Here is a 19,903-nt window from a genome sequence, read left to right on the forward strand (position 1 = left end):
TGAGAGGTACGGGCATGAAACCCACCGAAAGCGCCGACCCGTCACCTGAATTCGGCGGGGAACTCCCGTCCATGCGGGCGGGCAGGGCGGGCAGGCCCGGAGTCCTGGGTGCCAGGACACCGGAGACCCGACCGGTCCACACCGGTGCGGGCGGGCAGGAGCGGCGCGGTGCGCTGCCCTTCCTCGTCGTGGGCCTCGCCGTCACGGCGCTCACCGCCGGCATCGTCGCCGCGCTGAGCGGTCGTCATGCGCTGTTCCCCGGCGGGCCGGTCGGCTGGGCCCTGGCCCTCCTCACCGGCATCATCGTCGGCCACCTCGTCGCCCTCGGCCGCGACCGCTGGTGGGGCGGCACCGGATCGGGCGCCGCGCTCACCCTGGGCGTGCTCATCCTCTACGGATGGGTCCCCGCCGGACTGGTCTCGCTCGCGGTGGTCTCCCTGGTCGGGGCCGCGCGCCGGCACCGCTGGCGGCAGGGGCTGCTGCACGGCTCCGTGGACATCCTCGGCATCGGCGCCGGGGCCCTCGTGCTCGCCGCCTTCGGCGAGGCGCCTTCCGTGGAGACCCCCTGGCTCCCGGCCTCCTGGGGGCTGGAGGCGGTCCCCGAGATCGTCCTCGTCGCCGTCGCCTATCTGCTCGCCACCCGGTTCCTGCTCTGGATCGCGCTGGCCCCGCGCGGCGACGGGCTGCCCACCGTCGCCCGCACCGCTCTGCTCCGGCAGGCCTTAGTAGCCGTGGCGCTGCTCGGCATCGCCCCCCTGATCTGCGTCGTCGCCGTCAGCCAGCCGGTGCTGCTGCCGCTGTTCGCCGTACCGCTGATCGCACTGGACTCCACCCTGTGGATCGCCCGGGCCCGCGCCGAGGAACAGCTGCGGGACCCGCTGACCGGGCTGCCCAACCGGCAGTGGCTGCTGGAGCGGGCCTGGTCCGCCCTGGACGAGGCCGAACGTTCCGGCACCCGGGCCGCTCTCGTGCTCATCGACCTGGACCGCTTCCGGGCGGTCAACGACACCCTGGGGCACCTGGCGGGTGACCGCCTGCTGCTCCAGATCGCCGAACGGCTGCGCCAGGCGCTGCCCGAGGACGCCGAGGCGGCCCGGCTCGGCGGCGACGAGTTCGCCGTCCTGCTCCCCTTCGCCGACTCCACCACCAGCGCCCAGCGCATCGCCCGCCACCTGGTCGCGGAGCTCAGCTCCCCCCTCGACCTGGACGGCCTCACGCTCGTCCTGGAGGCCAGCGCGGGCCTCGCCGTCTTCCCCGACCACGCGCTCGACGCGGAGGGGCTGCTGCGGCGCGCGGACGTGGCGATGTACCAGGCGAAGCGCGACCGTACGGGCGTCGAGGTGTACGAGTCCAAGCGGGACAGCAACACCCCCGACCGCCTGGGACTGCTCGGCGACCTCCGCAGGGCCCTCGACGCCGGGGAAGTGGAACTCCACTACCAGCCGAAGGTCCGCTTCGACGGCCAGGTCGCCGGGCTCGAAGCGCTGGTGCGCTGGGTGCACCCGGAACGCGGCCGGGTGTCCCCGGACGAGTTCATCGCGATCGCCGAGACCTCCGGGCTGATGCCGCACCTGACGGAGTACGTACTGGAGACGGCCCTCGCCCAGGTGGCGCGGTGGCGGGCCCAGGGCCTCAAGGTCCCGGTGGCGGTCAACGTGTCGCCGCGCGACGTCCACACCCCGGGCTTCGCGGGCGCGGTCGCCGCGCGGCTGGCGCGCCACGGGGTCCCGGCGAGCGGGCTGCAGCTGGAGATAACGGAACACGTCCTGCTGGAGGACCCGCAGCGGGCGGCCGACACCATGGCCGGGCTCACCGGCCACGGCGTGAAGATGTCCCTGGACGACTTCGGCACCGGCTACTCCTCGCTCGTCCACCTGCGCCGCCTGCCGGTCAGCGAGCTGAAGATCGACCGGTCGTTCGTCGGCCGGCTGGCGGTCGACGCGCAGGACGCGGAGATCGTCCGCTGCACGGTGGACCTCGCACACTCGCTGGGCCTGCTGGTCGTGGCGGAGGGCGTGGAGGACGACGAGACGTGGGAGCGGCTGCGGGACCTGGGCTGCGACGCCGTCCAGGGCTGGCTGGTCGCCGCCGCCATGCCGCCGCAGGAGGCCACCGCCTGGCTGCTGGCGCGCGGCGAGCGCGGCTGGCGCCGCCCGGCGGACATCACGGCGGAACTCGCCGCCGCGGAGGCCGACGCGGTCTGACCGCCGTCGGCCCGGCCGGGCGCGGCGCCGCTGCCGGGGGCTCCGCCCCCGCACCCCTGCGCCTCAATCGCCGGCGGGGCTGATATACAGCCTCGCCGGCGATTGAGGCGCGGGTCGGGCGGCGCCTGCGGGCCTCGCGGAGCGGTCCGGGTCAAACCGTTTCGCTGGCCGGGGGCCCGGCCCCATAGGATTGGGACCGAAACTACACATCCACCCACCCCCAGAGGATCGCTGCATGCCTGGCATTACGCGCGAGGAGGTCGTCCACCTCGCTCGGCTGGCGCGCCTTGAGCTGTCCAGCAACGAGCTGGATCACTTCGCCGGACAGCTCGGCGACATCATCGGCGCGGTCGCCCGCGTTTCCGAGGTCGCCGACCAAGACGTCCCGCCGACCTCCCACCCGCTGCCGCTGACGAACGTCATGCGCGCGGACGAGGTCCGTCCGTCGCTCACCCCCGAGCAGGCGCTCTCCGGTGCTCCCGCCCAGGAGCAGCAGCGTTTCAAGGTGCCGCAGATCCTGGGGGAGGACTAACAACCATGGTCGACATCATCAAGCTCACGGCCGCCCAGACCGCCGAGAAGATCGCCTCCGGCGAGCTCACGGCCGTCGAGGTGACCGAGGCCCACCTGGCCCGCATCGACGCCACCGACGAGAAGGTCAACGCCTTCCTGCACGTGGACCGCGAGGGCGCGCTCGCCCAGGCCCGCGCCGTCGACGCCAAGCGCGAGGCCGGCGAGAAGCTCGGCCCGCTGGCCGGCGTACCCCTCGCCCTCAAGGACATCTTCACCACCGTCGGGGTCCCGACGACCGTCGGTTCGAAGATCCTCGAAGGCTGGATCCCGCCCTACGACGCCACCCTGACGCGCAAGCTGAAGGAAGCCGACGTCGTCATCCTCGGCAAGACCAACATGGACGAGTTCGCCATGGGGTCCTCCACCGAGAACAGCGCCTACGGCCCCACCGGCAACCCCTGGGACCTCACCCGGATCCCCGGCGGCTCCGGCGGCGGCTCCGCGGCGGCCCTCGCCGCCTTCCAGGCCCCGCTCGCGATCGGCACGGACACCGGCGGCTCCATCCGCCAGCCCGCCGCCGTCACCGGCACGGTCGGCGTGAAGCCCACGTACGGCGGTGTCTCCCGCTACGGCATGGTCGCCTTCTCCTCCTCCCTCGACCAGGGCGGGCCCTGTGCCCGTACGGTCCTGGACGCGGCGCTCCTGCACGAGGTGATCGCCGGGCACGACCCGCTCGACTCCACCTCCATCGACGCCCCGGTCCCGCCGGTCGTCGAGGCCGCCCGCAACGGCTCCGTCGCCGGCATGCGCGTCGGTGTGGTCAAGCAGTTCGCCGGTGAGGGCTACCAGGCCGGTGTCGTCCAGCGCTTCAACGAGTCGGTGGAGCTCCTCAAGGAGCTCGGCGCCGAGATCGTCGAGCTGGACTGCCCCTCCTTCGACCTCGCGATGGCCGCGTACTACCTGATCGCGCCGTCCGAGTGCTCCTCCAACCTGGCCCGCTTCGACGCCATGCGCTACGGCCTGCGCGTCGGCGACGACGGCACGAAGTCCGCCGAGGACGTCACCGCCCTGACCCGCGAAGCGGGCTTCGGCGACGAGGTCAAGCGCCGCATCATCCTCGGCACGTACGCGCTCAGCTCCGGCTACTACGACGCGTACTACGGCTCCGCCCAGAAGGTCCGCACGCTCATCACCCAGGACTTCGAGAAGTCCTTCGAGAAGGTCGACGTGATCGTCTCCCCGACGACCCCGACCACCGCCTTCCCCATCGGCGAGCGCACCGACGACCCCCTCGCCATGTACCTCGCGGACCTGTGCACCATCCCGACCAACCTGGCCGGCAACTCCGCCATGTCGCTCCCCTGCGGCCTGGCACCGGAGGACGGTCTCCCGGTCGGGCTCCAGATCATCGCCCCGGCGATGAAGGACGACCGGCTCTACAAGGTCGGTGCCGCCGTCGAGGCGGCCTTCGTCGCACGCTGGGGTCACCCGCTGCTTGAGGAGGCACCGTCCCTGTGAGCACCAGTGCACTGACCAAGGCCAAGGGCTTCAAGAAGTCCAAGACCGGCACCTACCTGTCGATCGGCACCACCGCCTTCGGCGCGATCAGCGTGATCAAGCAGGTCAAGAAGGCCCGCAGCGAGCACGACACGCTCAAGCTGATCGACGCCGCCGTGTCCGCCGCCGCCATCGTCACCGGCCTCGCGATCCTGTACCGCGAGCTGAAGCGCCTGGGCGACGACGACGTCCTGCTGGGCTGAGAGGGAAAGTTTCACCGTGACCACCTTCACCGAACTGCTCTCGTACGAGGACGCTCTCGCCTCGTTCGACCCCGTCATGGGCCTTGAGGTCCATGTCGAGCTCGGCACCAAGACCAAGATGTTCTGCGGCTGCTCCACCGAGCTGGGCGCCGAGCCCAACTCGCAGACCTGCCCCACCTGCCTCGGCCTGCCCGGCTCGCTGCCGGTCGTCAACGCGATCGGCATCGAGTCCGCCATCAAGATCGGCCTCGCGCTGAACTGCGAGATCGCCGAATGGTGCCGCTTCGCCCGGAAGAACTACTTCTATCCGGACATGCCGAAGAACTTCCAGACCTCCCAGTACGACGAGCCCATTGCCTTCAACGGCTTCCTGGACGTCCAGCTGGAGGACGGCGAGATCTTCCGCGTGGAGATCGAGCGCGCCCACATGGAGGAGGACACCGGTAAGTCGCTGCACGTCGGCGGCGCCACCGGCCGTATCCACGGCGCGTCCCACTCCCTGCTGGACTACAACCGCGCCGGCATCCCGCTCATCGAGATCGTCACCAAGCCCATCGAGGGCGCGGGCGAGCGGGCCCCCGAGGTCGCCAAGGCGTACGTCGCCGAGCTGCGCGAGGTCATCAAGGCGCTCGGCGTCTCCGAGGCCCGCATGGACAAGGGCCAGATGCGCTGCGACGTGAACCTGTCGCTGCGCCCGACCCCCGAGTCCGAGTTCGGCACCCGCTCGGAGACCAAGAACGTCAACTCCCTGCGTTCCGTGGAGCGCGCGGCCCGCTTCGAGATCCAGCGCCACGCGGCGGTGCTCTCGTCGGGCGGCTCGATCGTGCAGGAGACCCGGCACTTCCACGAGGAGGACGGCTCCACCACGGCCGGCCGCATCAAGGACAACGCCGAGGACTACCGGTACTTCCCGGAGCCCGACCTGGTCCCCGTCGCCCCGGCCCGCGACTGGGTCGAGGAGCTGCGCGGCGGTCTGCCCGAGATGCCGCGCGTGCGCCGCAACCGGCTCCGCGAGGAGTGGGACGTCACCGAGCACGACATGCAGTCGATCCTCAACGCGGGCGCGGTGGACTCCATCGTCGCCACGATCGAGGCCGGTGCCGACTCCGCCGCCGCGCGCAAGTGGTGGATGGGCGAGCTGGCCCGTAACGCCAACGAGCAGGGCGTCGTCGTCGACGAGCTGCCGATCACCCCGGTCCAGGTGGCCCGGGTCGCGGCCCTGGTCGCCGACGGTTCACTCAACGACAAGCTGGCCCGCAAGGTCCTCGAAGGCGTCCTCGCCGGTGAGGGCGGCCCGGACGAGGTCGTCGAGAAGCGCGGCCTGAAGGTCGTCTCGGACGAGGGCGCGCTCGGCGCGGCCGTGGACGAGGCCATCGCGGGCAACGCGGCCATCGCGGACAAGATCCGTGGCGGCAAGATCGCCGCCGTCGGCGCCCTGGTCGGAGCGGTCATGAAGACCACCCGCGGCCAGGCCGACGCGGCGCGCGTCAAGGAGCTCATCCTGGAGCGCCTGGGCGTCTCCGAGTAGTCCCCTTCACGCACAGCGGCCCCGCACCGGATCTCCCGGCGCGGGGCCGCTGTCGTTCAGACTGGGTGCGGGGTGATCGCGTACGACGGGCGCGCGGTCGGTGGAGTCGGGGGGATGTGCCGGTGGAGATCGGTTCGATGGTCATCGCGGTGGCGGGTGTCGCGGGCACGCTGGGCGGCGCGCTGCTCACCCAGCGGGGTGCGGAGCGCACGAAGCGCCGTGAGATCGAGCTCGTGCGCGCCCACGACGAGAAACGCGAGAACCGGGCACTGCGGCGCACCTGCTACGCGGACCTCAACCGGGACGCCCGGCAGTTCACCACCGCCCTCAACCGGCATCTGCACACCATGCGGGAACGCGGGGTCGAGAACGCCGACCGGGGCGCGCTCGACGCCGCGAAGGACGCCTTCCGCGACCGCTACTCCGAGGCCCAGATGATCGCCCCCGACCCGGTCCTCGCGCCCGCGACGGTGGTGCACCACGCCCTGACCGCCGTCTACGGGCAGGTGAAGCGCCTGGAGCGGGGCACGCCGGAGGCGGGGGAGTCGATGGAGTCGGCGGTGGAGGCACAGCAGGGGATCTGGGACCCGCTCCGGGAGATGCGGGCGGCCATGCGCGCCGACCTCGGCGTGGGCTGAGGCCCGATCAGTCCCCGGCCGGCTTCGGGAATCCCGATTCCAGTACGACGGCCGGCAGGGTGCCGTGCACGATCGGCTCCTTCGGCAGCGAGAGCCCGAAGAACCGCTCGACGACGCCCAGCGCGGTCCGGTGCACCTCCCGGTCGTCCAGCTCGTCGTCCGGGAGCCCGGCGGCGGTCAGCAGCTCCTGCAGGCGCCCGGCCGTCGCCGGGTCGCCCTCGACCCCCTCGTACCCCCACGAGCCGTCCAGGTGCAGATTGCAGGCGCTCAGCAGCCGGCCGTCGTACGAGTACTCGAACTGCGGCGGGACCGGCTTGCCGTTCTCCTCCTCGAACTCCAGGACGCAGATGTGCGCGCCGTCCCGCGAGAGGGGGGTCAGAGAGCCGAACTCGCCCTGCCAGCCCCCGTACGCGACCGCGTACGTCCAGTCCCCCACGCGGCCGAGGCGCAGGCCTATGGCCGCGTACACGTCGCCGTAGGTGTCGTCCATCCATTCCAGGAGGGAGTCCGAGGTGTGCTCCCCGACCGCCACCTCGCCGGGCGTCGTGCCGCGTACGGCCTCCGGGAGGCGGCCCACGAGTTCGTCCGGGGTGAGCCCGCGGGCCAGCACCACGTAGTAGCCGCCGAAGGCGATCGACTGGGGTTCGGCGAGCCAGGTCGTTCCGTCCGTCATGAGGGCCATCCTGCCCGGTCCGACCGACAACGCGGGAGCCGCCGGGCCCCGAGCGGGACGCCCTGCCGGGCGCACGGGTCGCGGAACTGCCCACCGGGCACCTTCCGTTCGCCGAGCGCCCGGCCGAATGGGCCGCGCTCGTCAGCGCTTGAGGACCGGGGCGGCGATGACGGCGTTGCCGGTGTCCCGGCAGCCCTCCTCCACCTTCAGGCGCAGGCGCAGGGCCCCCTTGATGTCCAGGGACTTGGTGACCGGCTTGCCCAGGTGGACCGCCTCGGAGAAGAGGGCGGGCTTGTCGTCCACGGAGATGGTCACGCGGGCCTGTTCCATGGTCGAGCCGTCGTCGACGCCCACGGTGAACTCCAGCGTGGACCAGGCGCGGTTCACGTCGTACTCGATCGTCGCGCCGTAGTAGCAGCTGCCGAGGAGGGCGGCTCCGTACTCCTTCGTGTTCAGCTTGGCGGAGCCCACCTCGAAGTGCCGGACGTCTCCGACCGACGACAGCACGGTCAGATCGGCCACATTGCCGTCCTTCACCGAACCCGGCGTCCCGGGGCTCGACGAGCCCTCCGGAGTGGCGGATCCCCCAGGAGAGCCCTCGGAGGCCGGGGGGCCGGCGGACTCGCTCGCCCGCGCAGACGGCGAGGAAGGCGACGCCGGCGCCTGCGGCGCGCTCGTCCCGCCGGGCTTGCCGCCCCCCGCGGTGTCGTCCTTGCCCTTGTCCTTGTCGCCCAGGAGCTGTACGCCGATGACGGCGAGGGAGGCCAGCACCAGCACCGCGGCCACCGAGCCGAGGATCAGCCCGGTCCGCCGCTTCTTGGCGGGACGCGGCGGCTCGGGGGCGGGGGCGGGGGCCGGGGTCAGGTTGTACGTGGGCCCGTACCCGGCGGGCACCTGCGCCTGCACCGGCATCGGCTCCGGTTGCGGTGCCGGGAAGGGGACGGGGGCGGGGGCGGGCGCGGATTCAGGGACCGGGACCGCGGCCGCGGCCGTGGCCGGCTCCGGCTGCACGGACTGCACGGGCTGCACGGGCGGCACGGGCTGCACGGGCTGCACGGGCGGCACCGGTTGCGCCGTCGGGGCGTACGCGGGCGCCGCCGCCACTGGCGGCGGGGTGACGGGCTGCGGCGGGACCACCGGCGGTGGCGGGGCGGCCGGCCTGGGCGGGGTCTCCTGGGCGGCCCGCTGCGAGGTGGTGGTGGTCGTGGACACCACCGCGTGGCGAATGTCCTTCATCCAGCCGGCCAGGTTCACCGGCCGCTTCCCCGGGTCGGCCGAGTAGATCGCGGTGATCCGCGCCCGCTGCTCGGCGTCCAGCACGGCGATCTGCGGCAGCGCGGTCAGCGCCTGCGCCAGCTGCTCCGGTGTCGCGGGCGGGGACTCCCCGCTCAGCAGGAAGTACGCGATCGCCCCGAAGGCGTACCGGTCCGTGCCCGGGGTCCGCTTGCCGTCGAAGACCTCGGGTGCCGCGTAGCCCGGGGTGAACCAGACCTCGGCCGTCTGGTGGTCGGCGGTCAGCTTGCTGAGGCCGAAGTCCACCAGGGTGGCCTGCCCGTGCGCGTCGACCATCACATTGCCGGGGGAGAGGTCGCCGTGGACGACCTGGCGCCCGGACGGGGTGGCCTTGCCCGAGTGCAGCCAGTCCAGTACGTCGGCCAGCTGCTCCAGCGTGCGCATCACCTCGCGCCGCTCGGCGGCGGTGGCCAGCGTGCGTTCGGCCCGCCAGTCCCGCAGGTCGAGCCCGTCGACGTGGTTCATGACGAGGACGAGCGCCCTCCCGGTCAGGGTCGAGGACTCCCCGGGCCGGTGGATCGGCGGCCCCTCGAAGTGCTCGCGCACGCCCACGACACCGGGCCGGTGGACGAACCGCAGCAGCTCGGCCTGCTCGTTCCACTTCTGGCTGATCCGGTCGAAGATGTCCGGCGTGATGGTCGTCTTGGAGTCGAGCACTTTGACGACCACGGGTTCGGATCCGCCGGCGAGTTCGATCTCGGCGAGATAGAGCACGGCCTCCCCGCCGCGCCCGATCGAGCGGAGCAGGCGGTACCGGTCGGTCGCCGCGTCCGGACCGATGTGCAGGTTCTGACTGGTCAATGTCCCCCACCTCAAGGTGCTTTGAGAGGCCATCAGCTTCCAGCGGGGAGGCGCACGAGGTCAATGGGAATCGGGAATCCCCATCGGGTTCACCCTTCCGCCGGTCGGTCGGCCGGCCGGCCGTGGGCGGGGCGGGCCGTCGGCGAACGGTGGCGAGCACTGGTGCCCGGACATGCCACCGGGCGCCCGGCTCCCGGAACCGCCCGAGGGGCGGCTGCCGTTCGCCGGGCGCCCGGCCGAAGGGGCGGTTCCGGTCAGCCTGCCGCCGGCGCGTCCTCCGGAGCGGTGAAGAAGGCCAGCCGGGCCGGCTTGGCCGGGAGGTAGACCTCGGGCAGGTCGATCTCCGGGAGCACGACCTCCGGTCCGAGCACGAAGCCGGTCCGCTCCATGAGGGAGATGGCCTTGGTGTTGCGGGCGTCCGGTTCGACGACCACGCGCCGCGCGGCGTCGTCGGAGAAGACGAACGCGATGAAGGCGGTCATCAGGGAGCCGGTGAAGCCGTGCTCGGCCGCGCCCGTGGCGGGGCCGATCAGCAGGTGCACACCGACGTCACCGGGCTGGACCTCGTAGCACTCGCTGACCCGGTCCTCGGCGCAGTCGTACGTCTGGAACAGTGCGACCTGCTCGCCGTCGCGGCTCACCATGAAGGCGTGGTGGGTGGTGCGGCGGTCGACGTCCTCGTAGATCTCCTGGACCAGTTCGCGGCTGGCCTCGCCCATGCCCCAGAAGCGGGCCCGCTCCTGCGTGACCCAGCCGTGGATCAGCGCGGAGTCGGCCGCCGGGTCGACGGGGGTGATGGTGACGGTGCCGAAGCCCTCGACGACCCGGGTGAACACGGGCTGTCCGACGGAGATGGCGGAGGTCATATCGATTCCTTGGTGAGCTGGGACCAGTCGGTGACGACGGGGACGAGTTCGCACTGCGCCCACAGGGGCAGCTGGTCGCGGTGGTGGGGCGAGCCGGTGACGCCGTCCGCGCCCAGCGGGACCGCCCACAGGCTGTCCTCACGGCGGGCGAGGTCCCAGACGTAACGGGCCGCCGACGCGCGGGCGGTGAGGTCGGTGAAACCGGGGACGGTGGAGGTGGCGTTCACGCAGTCGTGGTCGCCGCCGAGACCGGGCCAGTCCGCGGCCTCCTGGTCGGGTACGGCCTGCCAGGGGGTCAGGCGGTGGACCTGCGACCAGGGGGTGTCGGGGGTGTCGGCCGCGGCGGTCTCCTCCAGGGCGGCCCGGACGTGCGCCGCACGGTCGAGGCCGGGGACGAGGGAGGTGGTGAGCAGCCCTTCGAGGGCGTACCCGATCCGCGGGACCAGGTACAGCCACGGGTGGAAGACCGCCGGCCCGGTGGGCGCCCCCCACAGACCCTCGAAGACGGGGTCGGCTGCGAAGCGGCGTACGGTCGCGCCACGGAAGGCCGAGAAGACGGTGGCGTCGGTGCTGTCGGCCGCCATGTGCCGGTCCCAGGCCAGCAGCCGGGTACGCAGGGCCTGCGCCGCAGGCGTCAGGTCCTCGAAGCCGGGCAGCAGCGCGAGCAGGGGCGCGGCCGAGGCCAGGTGGGTGTCCCGGTGTACGTCGGCCATCGCCTTCGGGGACCAGTCCGCGGACCCGCTGAGCAGCTCGCGGATGCGGTTGGCGCGGTGCGGGGGCGCGAACTCCACGCCGAGCGGGGAGGCGATCCCGCGCGCGTTCGCCATCACGGCGAAGCCCTGTACCGGCTCCGCGGGGGTCGGGGCCCAGCCCTGCCAGGCGTGCTGCGGGTCCCAGGCGGGCACGGGACGCAGGCGGTTGGTGCGGTGGCGCAGCGGCACGGCGCCCGCGACGCGGTGCAGCAGGCCGCCCGCGGAGTCGGCGGCGTGGACGACGTTGACCGGCTCGGCCCAGCCGTCGAAGGCACGGTCGATGTCGGCGACGGTGCGGGCGCGCAGCAGCGCGGGGAGGGCGGCGAAGCCGAGGTCCAGGCGGACCCGCGGCGGGTAGCGCAGGGAGAGGGTCCGGGCACTGCCGTCGGCGTGCGCCCCGGCGTCGGGGTCGGCGCCGAGGTCGCCGTCCGCGTGGATGATCACGGGGCCGCGAGGGGTCTCCAGGATCTCCACCTCGACGTCGTCGCCGCCGGCCACGGTGATGGTCTCGGTGTGACGGGAGACGGGCTCCCAGGCGCCGTCCGCGCCGAGGGCCTCGACGGCGCCGTCGTCACCGCGGCGCAACTGCTCGACGTACAGGTCCTGGTAGTCGGACATCGCGTTGGTGATCGCCCAGGCGGCGGTGCCGGTGTGCCCGAAGTGGCCGAGGCCGGGGACGCCGGGGACGGCGAGGCCCAGCACGTCGTAGTCGGGGCAGGAGAGGCGTATCTGCTGGTAGACGCCCGGGTCCTCGATGAAGCGGTGCGGGTCGCCCGCGATGATCGCCGAGCCGGTGGTGGTGCGGTCGCCCGGCACCAGCCAGCCGTTGCTGCCGGCCGTGCCGGGGCCGTCGGTCGCGAAGAGGGTGACCGCCTCGTCGCCGAGCGCGCGGGCCACGCGCTCGCGCCACAGCTTGGTGGCGAAACCGGCGAACAGGATGTGCGTGGCGATCCAGATGGCCAGCGGTACCCACGGTTCCCAGGAGGTGGGGGTCAGACCCGTGCGCGCGAAGCGCTCGTCGCGGGCGGCGCCGGCGGCGAGCCCGTCGTTGACGCCGTCCACGTACGCGCGCACCCAGGCGGCGGTGCCGGGGTCGTCGGCCTCCATGGCCTCGTAGCAGCGGCGGGCCGTGTCGGCCAGCCGGGACTGGCGGGCGAAGCGGTCCCAGGTCACGGCGTCCGCGCCGAGGAAGGAGGCACTGGAACCCTCGGCCCGGTGCCGTTCGACCTCCAGCTGCCAGGCGCGGTCGAAGGCGGTGACGCGGCCCTGGGCGTGGACGAGGCCGAGTTCGTCGGATGCGCGCAGGTGGGGGATGCCCCATCGGTCGCGGAAGACACCGTAGGATTCCGGGGTCTCCACAGGGGTCTCCACAGGGGTCTCCACAGGGGTCTCCACAGGGGTCTCCACAGGGGTCTCCACAGGGGTGTCCACGGGGGGCTCGCCCCGGTTCGCTCCGTACGACCGGGCGTCGCCGCTCTCGCTGCTGGCACTGCTCACGCTGCTCACACTCTTCCCCGACGTGCGTTTAGGTTAGGCTGACCTAACTATAGGGGTGTCAGGGGAGGGGTTGGACATGGCTGTCGGCAAGGGCTGGGAGGGCGTGGTCCTCAAGCTCATGCGGGGCAAGGACTTCACGTTCACGGTGACGGGAGCGGAAGACCTCACGGAGCACTACCGCCGCGTGAGCTTCACGGACGGCGGGCTGCTCGCGGCCGCCGGTGAATCGCTGCACCCGACGATGTGGGTACGCGTCTGGTTCCAGGGCGCGGGCAAGCCGCACCAGCGGGCCTACACACTGGTGGACCCGGATCCGCAAGCGGGCACGTTCAGCTTCGAGTTCGCCCTGCACGACGGGGTCGCCAGTGCCTGGGCGCGCGACGCCAAGCCGGGCGACACGGTCGAGGCCACCGTCCAGGGCACCGGATTCACGGCCCCGGCACCGGCCCCGGAGCGGCTGCTCGTCATCGGGGACTCCGCGTCCCTCCCGGCGATCAACTCGCTGCTGGACACGTACCCCGAGACCCCGGCGACCATCTGGTTCGAGACGCAGCACGACTCGGACGAGCGGCTGCCGATGCGGGTGCAACCGGGCCGGCACGACATCCGCCGGGTGCGGCGGAACGGTACGGACCTGGCCGACCGGGTGCGCGCAGAGCTTCCCGGGCTGGCCGGGGACCCGGAGACGGCGTACGTCTGGCTGGCCTGCGACACGGTGACGACGCGCGCCCTGACGGCGTACCTGCGCAAGGAACTGGCGCTGCCCAAGCACCGGGTGAACGCGCTGGGCTACTGGCGGCCGGAGGTCTGAGACGGCCTGCGCCCCGCCGCCTTCCGGCGCGTCCGGCACCCGGTGGTGCGGCCGGGCCGCCGAGGTGGCCGGGCCGCGGAGGCGGTAGGGCCGACTGGCCGGGCCGGCGACCCGGGCCGGCTACTGGGCGGACACCTTGCAGGCGCTCACCGCGGTCCCGTTGGTCACACCGCCCTTGGTCAGCCCGCTCACGCACTGCTCCTGCTCGCCGGAGTACCCGGCGGAACACGCCGCGCGGACGGATTCCGGGGCCTCGCCGCCCTGCAGCTCCCGCTCGACCTGGTTGATGCAGGCCGAGACGTCCGCGTGGGCGGCGGGGGCCGCGAAGGCCGCGCCACCGAGCACGAGGGTCAGGCCGCTGAGGACACCTGCGATACGGGTCGACGTGCGCATGGGACGCACCTGCTCTCCGGGATCGTCGCGCGCCCCGGTACCCGGAAGTGCCGGATCCGCGCAGGAACAGGGCCGAGCGTCCGCGGCCGGGGTCCGGCCACCAGGGCCCGGGTCCCCGGCCCGGACCGGCTCGGCAGGGATTCCCCTCCTGCGTCCGACGCTAGAGCAGCCCCCTGCCGCACGCATCCGCAGGCGCCTTTCCCCCGGTCAGGCGCCGGTGGTGCCGTCGATCCCCTCGCGGAGGAAGTCGGCGTGGCCGTTGTGGCGGGCGTACTCGTGGATGAGGTGGAGCATCACCAGACGCAGCGAGGCCTCCTCCTCCCAGCTCGGCACGTACGCCGTCACGTCCAGGGACTCGGCCGCGGCCTCGATCCGGCGGGCGTGCGCGACCTCCTCCTGCCAGGCGGTGAACGCCTCGGCGCGGCTGGAGCCGGAGGCGTCGTAGGCGGCCTGGAAGTCGTTGGTGTCCGACCACAGGTGCGGGAGGTCCTCGCCGTCGAGGACGCGGCGGAACCAGTGTCTTTCGACCTCGGCCATGTGCCGGACCAGCCCCAGCAGGGACAGCGTGGACGGGGGCATCGACGCGCGCCGCAGCTGCTCGTCGGTGAGGTCCTCGCACTTCCAGGCGAGAGTGGCCCGGTGGTAGTCGAGGAAGGTCCGGAGGGTCTCGCGTTCGTCCCCGGTCAGGGGCGGGCTGATACGTTCCATGGCAGTGATCTTGCCCGCTGCCCGCGGGCCGGCATAGAGCCGGTCCCGCCCCGCTCTACGAGGCGCCGCCGGTCCACATGTACGGCACCGTCACCCCAAGGACCCCGAAGCCCAGCCGCTCCAGGATCGGGCGGCTGTCGTCCGACGCGTCCACCTGCAGGTAGGCGATACCGAGCTCCGCCGCCAGGCGGGCGCGGTGGGCGACCAGCAGGCGGTAGATGCCCCGGCCGCGCCACTCGGGGATCGTGCCGCCGCCCCACAGACCCGCGAAGGCCAGACCCGGCCGCATCTCCATGCGGGCCGCGCTCACCGGGGTGTCGCCCGCCATCGCGAGCACCGCGGCGATCGTCTCCGGCTCCTCACGCAGCTTGCCGAGCAGCTGCTCCCGGATCCGCGGCCGCTCCGTCCCGAAGGCGCCCGCGTGGACCTGCATCATCAGGTCGACGCCGGCCTCGTCCGTCACCACCCGCAGGGTGATCCCCTCCGGCGGCTCCACCGGCAGCTTCGCGAGCTCGGACACCAGGCCCACCATCAGGGTCTCGGGCGGCTCCGGTACGAACCCCGCCGCCTGCAGCCGGTCCCCGAGGCCGGCGGGCCGGTCGTAGTCGTACAGCTTCCACTCGAACTCCGGACAGCCGCGCCCCGCGAAGAACGCCACCTGCGCCGCGATCTCCGCGTCCGCCGTCCCCTCGCCGAGGTCCGACCAGAGCACGCCGTTCCACCCGAGCGCGGGCGCGACGTGCCGTACGACGGCGCCCGCCCGCTCCACGCTCGCCTGCGGGTCCGCCTGCGCACCCTCGCGCACTTCGGCGTCGAAGCGGGCGCGCACCTTCATCAGTTCATCAAAATCGATCGTCATCGTCCCAGCTCACCAGTGTCGGGCGGGCGCCACAACTGCATTAGCCTCACCCCCGTGAACCACGACTCCGCCATCTACACCGGTAAGGCCACCCCCGACGCCGCCGCCGACCGCGGCTGGCTCCTCGGCCACTTCAAGGACCCCTCCGATCCCCGCCACAGCGAAGACGTGGAGATCAAATGGGGTGTCCACCCGAAGGGCGACGAACGGGAGCGGTGGGCGACCGCCGAGAAGCGCACCGCACTGCTGGTGCTGATCAGCGGACGCTTCCGGCTGGAGTTCCCGGGACGCACCGTCGTCCTCGCCGAGCAGGGGGACTACGTGCTCTGGGGGCGTGGTGTCGACCACTCCTGGTACGCGGAGGAGGACACCGTCGTCCTCACCGTCCGGTGGCCCTCGATCCCGGGCTACCGGGTGGACGAGCCCGAAACCCAGCTGGAAGCCAGCTCCTAGGCCCCCGCCGCCCTGCGCTGTGACGATGCACACGAAAGGGGCCAACGATCACGAAACGCTGAGATCGTGGAGGGTGTAGACCATCTGGGCCGAGCCTTCCCGGGGTGATCCCCCGGGCCCCTCGGCCGGGCCTTCACGCGTTCATGCGTTCTTTGCGACGGGCTGCCTCCCGGTAAAGATCCGAACCACCAGGGAGCACGTCCGTTGGCTGTAATCGCACGCTGGTGCATGCGCCACCGCCTCCTCACCGTCCTGATCTGGCTGCTCGCGCTCGGCGGGACCGCAGCGGCCGCCGCGACCGCCGGATCGGCGTTCTCCAACAACTACGAGGTCCCCGGCACCGAGTCCGGCAAGGCGAACGCCCTCCTGCGCGAGGCCTTCCACGGCCAGGGCGGCGACACCGACACCATCGTGTGGCGGGCCCCGGACCGGCAGAGCGTGCGCACCCCGGACATCGAGCAGCGCATGACCCGGGCACTGGAGGCCGTCGCCGGGCTCCCCGGCGTCGGATCGGTCGCCGGACCTTATGACCCCGCCCCCGAGAGCGCCGCACGGATCAGCCCCGACGGGCGCACCGCCTACGCGGTGGTGACCTTCGACCAGCAGGCCGACTCCGTACCCAAGGCCCAGGCCAGAGCGGTCGTCGACGCGGCGAAGAACCCCACCACCGAGGCCGGCGGACTCCAGGTCGAACTGGGCGGCCGCGCCATCCAGCTCACCGAGGCCCCCACCGCGCACCTCGCCGAGGTCATCGGTGTCGCCGTCGCGGCCCTGGTCCTCTTCCTCGCCTTCGGCTCGCTCGCCGCGAGCCTGCTGCCCATCGCGACCGCCCTGGTCAGCGTGGGCACCGCATATTTCGGCATCACCCTGCTCGGGCACGCGATGCCGGTCGCCGACTTCGCCCCGATGCTCGGCACCCTCATCGGCCTCGGCGTGGGCATCGACTACGCGCTGTTCATCGTCACCCGGCACCGCAAGGGCCTGGCGCGGGGCAGCGCGGTCGAGGAGGCGGCCGCGAACGCCGTCGCCACCACCGGCCGGGCCGTCGTCTTCGCCGGTGCCACCGTCTGCATCGCCCTGCTCGGCATGCTGGTGCTGCGGCTGAACTTCCTGAACGGCGTCGCGATAGCGGCCTCCGTGACGGTGGTCCTGACGGTCGCCGCCTCGGTCACCCTGCTGCCCGCCCTCCTCTCGTACATAGGCGTGCGCGCCCTCTCGCGCCGCGAGCGCCGCAAGCTCGCCGCCGAGGGGCCGTGTCCCGAGCAGACCTCCGGCTTCGCCGCCCGCTGGTCCGTCTTCGTCGAGCGGCACCCCAAGCTGCTGGGCGTCGTCGCCACCGTGGTCATGCTGGTGCTGGCCCTGCCCACCCTCTCCCTCCATCTGGGCACGTCCGACCAGGGCAACAACCCCGCCACCTCCACCACCCGGCAGGCCTACGACCTGCTGGCGGAGGGCTTCGGCCCCGGCACCAACGGTCCGCTCACCGTCGTCGCCCGGCTGGACGGCGCCGGTGACCGGCTCGCCGTGGACCAGCTGGCGCAGGCACTGCGCGCGACCGAGGGCGTCGCCTCCACCGGCCCCGCCGTCCTCAACCGCAGCGGCGACACCGCCGTCCTGACCGTCGTACCGGACTCCGCCCCGCAGTCCCGGGCCACGAGCGACCTCGTCGACAGACTCCGCCAGGACGTCATCCCGGCCGCCGGGCACGGCAACTCCATGGAGGTCCACGTCGGCGGTGTGACGGCTGCCTACGACGACTTCGCCGAGGTCATCATCGGGAAGCTGCCGCTCTTCGTCGGCGTGGTCATCGCCCTCGGCTGCGTGCTCCTGCTGCTGGCCTTCCGGTCCATCGGCATCCCGCTCAAGGCGGCGGCCATGAACGTCGCCGCCGTCGCCTCTTCCTTCGGCGTCGTGGTCGCGATCTTCCAATGGGGCTGGGGCAGCGAGCTGCTGGGCCTGGGCAGCGCCGGCCCCATCGAACCCTTCCTGCCCGTGATCATGGTGTCCGTCCTCTTCGGACTGTCGATGGACTATCAGGTCTTCCTCGTCAGCCGGATGTACGAGGAGTGGCTGGAGACCGGCGACAACCGGCGGGCCGTGCGCGTGGGCCTCGCCGAGACCAGCCGGGTCATCAACTCGGCCGCCGTCATCATGATCTCCGTCTTCCTGGCCTTCGTACTCAGCGGCGACCGGATCATCGCGATGTTCGGCATCGCGCTCGCCGCGGCCGTCGCCCTCGACGCCTTCGTGCTGCGCACCCTCCTCGTCCCGGCCCTGATGCACATGCTCGGCGGGGCCAACTGGTGGCTGCCCGCCTGGCTCGACCGGCGTCTGCCCAAGATCAGCATCGAGCCCCCCGAACGCCACCCGCATGCGAGACTTCCGAAGCAGCGGCCCGCCGCAGACCTTGCCACGAGCCAGGACAGCGCCGAGCCCGCCACCAGCTCCCGGTGATCCGGCCACCCGCCGCCCGAGACCCAAGGAAGACCGCGCATGTTCTCGACAGCCCTTGCCGAAGACGCCCAGCTGTTCCCGCTGGAGGCCCGGCACGCGGAGGAGTTCTTCGCGCACATCGAGCGCGGACGCGCATTCATCGGTCGCTACATCGGCTTCCCGGACCGGGCCGCCGACCTCGACTCCGCCCGGGCCCTGCTCGCCGAGTACGCGGTGAAGGCGGGCCAGGACGGCCCCCGGTTCTTCGGCATCCGACTCGACGGCACTCTGGTGGGCGGGGTCCTCTTCCGGGTGTTCGAGGCCGACCGGGGGAACTGCGAGATCGGCTGCTGGCTGGAGCCCGACGCGGCCGGCAGAGGCCTGGTCACGAAGGCCTGCCGGGTCCTGATCGACTATGCCTTCGGTGAGCGCGGCATGCACCGCGTCGAGTGGCACGCCGCCACCGGCAACACGAAGAGCCTCGCCGCGGCCGCGCGCCTCGGTATGACCCGCGACGGCGTCATGCGGGAGAACAACCTCCACCGCGGAGTCCGCCAGGACACCGAGGTCTGGTCGATCCTCTCCCACGAGTGGGCCGCGACCCGGTCCGCCTGAGCCCCCTCCGGGCCCTGCCCGGGGGCGCCCGGCCACGGCCTCCGCCGACCGCGGAGCCCACCGTGGCCGGAACCCGGGGATTCTCAGAAAACTCTCAGACAGGGCGCCTACGGTGCCCCGCATGGACACCACGAAGACCCCCGCCCCGAACGCCGCCGAGGCGGACACCACCCCGGCCGACCTCGAAAAGGCCGAGACGCCCCAGCCGGCCGAAGCCGACTCCGCGGTCACCGACGAGGTCACCGACGCGGACCTGGACGACGAGGCGTTCGCCGAGGACCTGGCCGAGGACCGGGAGCCGAGCCACGTCGGCTCCGCGGCCTTCGCGATCGTCGCCGCGGGTCTCGGTGCCGTCGCCCTCAGCGGCAGCTGGGTCGCGGGCATCGTGTCCGAGCGTGCCAGCATCGCCGCCCGGCTGGAGCTGACCCAGGCCGCCGACGCCAACGCGCAGATCGCCGCCCAGTTCGTCGACCCGTGGCACACCACCGCGATGGTGAACGGCATCTTCTCCGCCCTCGCCCTGATCATCGCCATCTTCGTGCTGGCCCTCCCCGCCTTCAGCAGCCCCGAGCGCACCCTCCCCACCTGGGTACGGTCCGTCTCCTGGGCGGGCATCGGACTGGGCGCCCTCGGCGTACTGCTCTTCGTCCTCATGTACTTCGACCTCCTCCTCGCCATTCCCAAGGCGGCCGGAGCCGGCGCCTAGGCAGTGCCTTAGGTCCTCACGGACCGGCCCGGGGCTCCCCGGCCCCGGACTAAGGCCCCCTGCCTCCGGCAGATGCGGCATGCGACCGATGTGCCGGTACCCCCTGGGGCGCGAATCTTGGATCACACCGAACGAGGTGCCCGAGCAACGCGACCAGGGAGCAGAGATGTACGAGTACGAGATCGCCACCGCCGTCCGCAGCGCCGACCTCCTCCGTGAGGCGGCCGAGTACCGCACGGCCCGGGCAGCGGGGCAGGCACACCGCGCCTCCTCGCCGGACCAGGAACACCAAAGGCGGGTGAGAACGTTCCGGAGCCGGTTCTCCCGCTCGGCCCGCTTGGCCCGCTCGGCGTGCCCCGCGCCGCGCACCGCGTGAACTGACACGTGATGAGAAGCGCAC

Annotated in this window: 19 protein-coding genes; 12 read left to right on the forward strand and 7 right to left on the reverse strand. The window is 72.5% G+C overall.

Annotation, left to right across the window (positions count from 1 at the left end):
* Positions 1 to 14: 14 nt before the first annotated feature.
* The 6 genes from ACZ4YL_RS07730 to ACZ4YL_RS07755 all read left to right on the forward strand — a co-directional run bounded on the left by ACZ4YL_RS07730 (position 15) and on the right by ACZ4YL_RS07755 (position 6,643).
* Positions 15 to 2,204, forward strand: a complete 2,190-nt coding sequence (locus ACZ4YL_RS07730; RefSeq protein ID WP_468114544.1) for a putative bifunctional diguanylate cyclase/phosphodiesterase — start codon at positions 15 to 17, stop codon at positions 2,202 to 2,204.
* Positions 2,205 to 2,439: 235 nt separating this feature from the next.
* Positions 2,440 to 2,736, forward strand: coding sequence for an Asp-tRNA(Asn)/Glu-tRNA(Gln) amidotransferase subunit GatC (gene gatC, locus ACZ4YL_RS07735; protein ID WP_030010586.1), 297 nt, complete (start codon positions 2,440 to 2,442; stop codon positions 2,734 to 2,736).
* A 5-nt stretch (positions 2,737 to 2,741) separates the two neighbouring features.
* The gene (gene gatA, locus ACZ4YL_RS07740) at positions 2,742 to 4,235 is read left to right on the forward strand and encodes an Asp-tRNA(Asn)/Glu-tRNA(Gln) amidotransferase subunit GatA (protein WP_266379515.1); all 1,494 of its coding nucleotides are present in this window, start codon (positions 2,742 to 2,744) and stop codon (positions 4,233 to 4,235) included.
* A complete protein-coding gene (locus ACZ4YL_RS07745; protein ID WP_468114546.1) occupies positions 4,232 to 4,477 on the forward strand; it encodes a hypothetical protein in 246 nt (81 codons plus the stop codon). Before gatA ends, ACZ4YL_RS07745 begins: the two co-directional genes overlap by 4 nt.
* Before the next feature lie 16 nt (positions 4,478 to 4,493).
* Positions 4,494 to 6,005, forward strand: coding sequence for an Asp-tRNA(Asn)/Glu-tRNA(Gln) amidotransferase subunit GatB (gene gatB / locus ACZ4YL_RS07750; RefSeq protein WP_468114548.1), 1,512 nt, complete (start codon positions 4,494 to 4,496; stop codon positions 6,003 to 6,005).
* A 122-nt stretch (positions 6,006 to 6,127) separates the two neighbouring features.
* Entirely contained in the window at positions 6,128 to 6,643 is a 516-nt protein-coding gene (locus tag ACZ4YL_RS07755) for a hypothetical protein (protein WP_468114550.1), read from the forward strand.
* Between the two features lie 7 nt (positions 6,644 to 6,650).
* On the opposite strand, the gene ACZ4YL_RS07760 is transcribed toward ACZ4YL_RS07755, so the two are convergent.
* The 4 genes from ACZ4YL_RS07760 to ACZ4YL_RS07775 all read right to left on the reverse strand — a co-directional run bounded on the left by ACZ4YL_RS07760 (position 6,651) and on the right by ACZ4YL_RS07775 (position 12,387).
* The gene (locus ACZ4YL_RS07760) at positions 6,651 to 7,316 is read right to left on the reverse strand and encodes a DUF6461 domain-containing protein (RefSeq protein WP_468114552.1); all 666 of its coding nucleotides are present in this window, start codon (positions 7,314 to 7,316) and stop codon (positions 6,651 to 6,653) included.
* Between the two features lie 141 nt (positions 7,317 to 7,457).
* Complete coding sequence (locus ACZ4YL_RS07765; RefSeq protein WP_468114554.1) at positions 7,458 to 9,410, reverse strand: protein kinase domain-containing protein; 1,953 nt, start codon at positions 9,408 to 9,410, stop codon at positions 7,458 to 7,460.
* A 254-nt stretch (positions 9,411 to 9,664) separates the two neighbouring features.
* On the reverse strand, positions 9,665 to 10,276 hold the full coding sequence (locus tag ACZ4YL_RS07770; protein ID WP_468114556.1) for a GNAT family N-acetyltransferase: 612 nt from the start codon (positions 10,274 to 10,276) through the stop codon (positions 9,665 to 9,667).
* Positions 10,273 to 12,387, reverse strand: coding sequence for a penicillin acylase family protein (locus tag ACZ4YL_RS07775; RefSeq protein WP_468114835.1), 2,115 nt, complete (start codon positions 12,385 to 12,387; stop codon positions 10,273 to 10,275). The genes ACZ4YL_RS07770 and ACZ4YL_RS07775 overlap by 4 nt, the downstream gene beginning before the upstream one ends.
* 214 nt (positions 12,388 to 12,601) lie before the next feature.
* Between ACZ4YL_RS07775 and ACZ4YL_RS07780 the strand changes: the two genes are divergently transcribed.
* Complete coding sequence (locus tag ACZ4YL_RS07780) at positions 12,602 to 13,336, forward strand: siderophore-interacting protein (RefSeq protein WP_468114558.1); 735 nt, start codon at positions 12,602 to 12,604, stop codon at positions 13,334 to 13,336.
* 120 nt (positions 13,337 to 13,456) lie between these two features.
* On the opposite strand, the gene ACZ4YL_RS07785 is transcribed toward ACZ4YL_RS07780, so the two are convergent.
* The 3 genes from ACZ4YL_RS07785 to ACZ4YL_RS07795 all read right to left on the reverse strand — a co-directional run bounded on the left by ACZ4YL_RS07785 (position 13,457) and on the right by ACZ4YL_RS07795 (position 15,296).
* Entirely contained in the window at positions 13,457 to 13,729 is a 273-nt protein-coding gene (locus ACZ4YL_RS07785) for a hypothetical protein (protein ID WP_373041210.1), read from the reverse strand.
* Positions 13,730 to 13,936: 207 nt separating this feature from the next.
* Positions 13,937 to 14,437, reverse strand: a complete 501-nt coding sequence (locus tag ACZ4YL_RS07790; RefSeq protein WP_468114560.1) for a DinB family protein — start codon at positions 14,435 to 14,437, stop codon at positions 13,937 to 13,939.
* A gap of 55 nt (positions 14,438 to 14,492) precedes the next feature.
* On the reverse strand, positions 14,493 to 15,296 hold the full coding sequence (locus tag ACZ4YL_RS07795; RefSeq protein ID WP_468114562.1) for a GNAT family N-acetyltransferase: 804 nt from the start codon (positions 15,294 to 15,296) through the stop codon (positions 14,493 to 14,495).
* A gap of 54 nt (positions 15,297 to 15,350) precedes the next feature.
* Between ACZ4YL_RS07795 and ACZ4YL_RS07800 the strand changes: the two genes are divergently transcribed.
* From ACZ4YL_RS07800 to ACZ4YL_RS07820, 5 genes are all read left to right on the forward strand, one after another.
* Entirely contained in the window at positions 15,351 to 15,749 is a 399-nt protein-coding gene (locus tag ACZ4YL_RS07800; protein WP_468114564.1) for a cupin domain-containing protein, read from the forward strand.
* 204 nt (positions 15,750 to 15,953) lie between these two features.
* Entirely contained in the window at positions 15,954 to 18,203 is a 2,250-nt protein-coding gene (locus ACZ4YL_RS07805) for an MMPL family transporter (protein ID WP_468114566.1), read from the forward strand.
* A gap of 39 nt (positions 18,204 to 18,242) precedes the next feature.
* Entirely contained in the window at positions 18,243 to 18,797 is a 555-nt protein-coding gene (locus tag ACZ4YL_RS07810) for a GNAT family N-acetyltransferase (RefSeq protein WP_468114568.1), read from the forward strand.
* A 121-nt stretch (positions 18,798 to 18,918) separates the two neighbouring features.
* Positions 18,919 to 19,503: a hypothetical protein gene (locus ACZ4YL_RS07815; RefSeq protein WP_468114570.1), complete on the forward strand. Its 585-nt coding sequence runs from the start codon at positions 18,919 to 18,921 to the stop codon at positions 19,501 to 19,503.
* A 136-nt stretch (positions 19,504 to 19,639) separates the two neighbouring features.
* Positions 19,640 to 19,879: a hypothetical protein gene (locus tag ACZ4YL_RS07820; protein ID WP_468114572.1), complete on the forward strand. Its 240-nt coding sequence runs from the start codon at positions 19,640 to 19,642 to the stop codon at positions 19,877 to 19,879.
* Positions 19,880 to 19,903 lie beyond the last annotated feature (24 nt).

Source organism: Streptomyces sp. NPDC030021, from assembly GCF_055574035.1.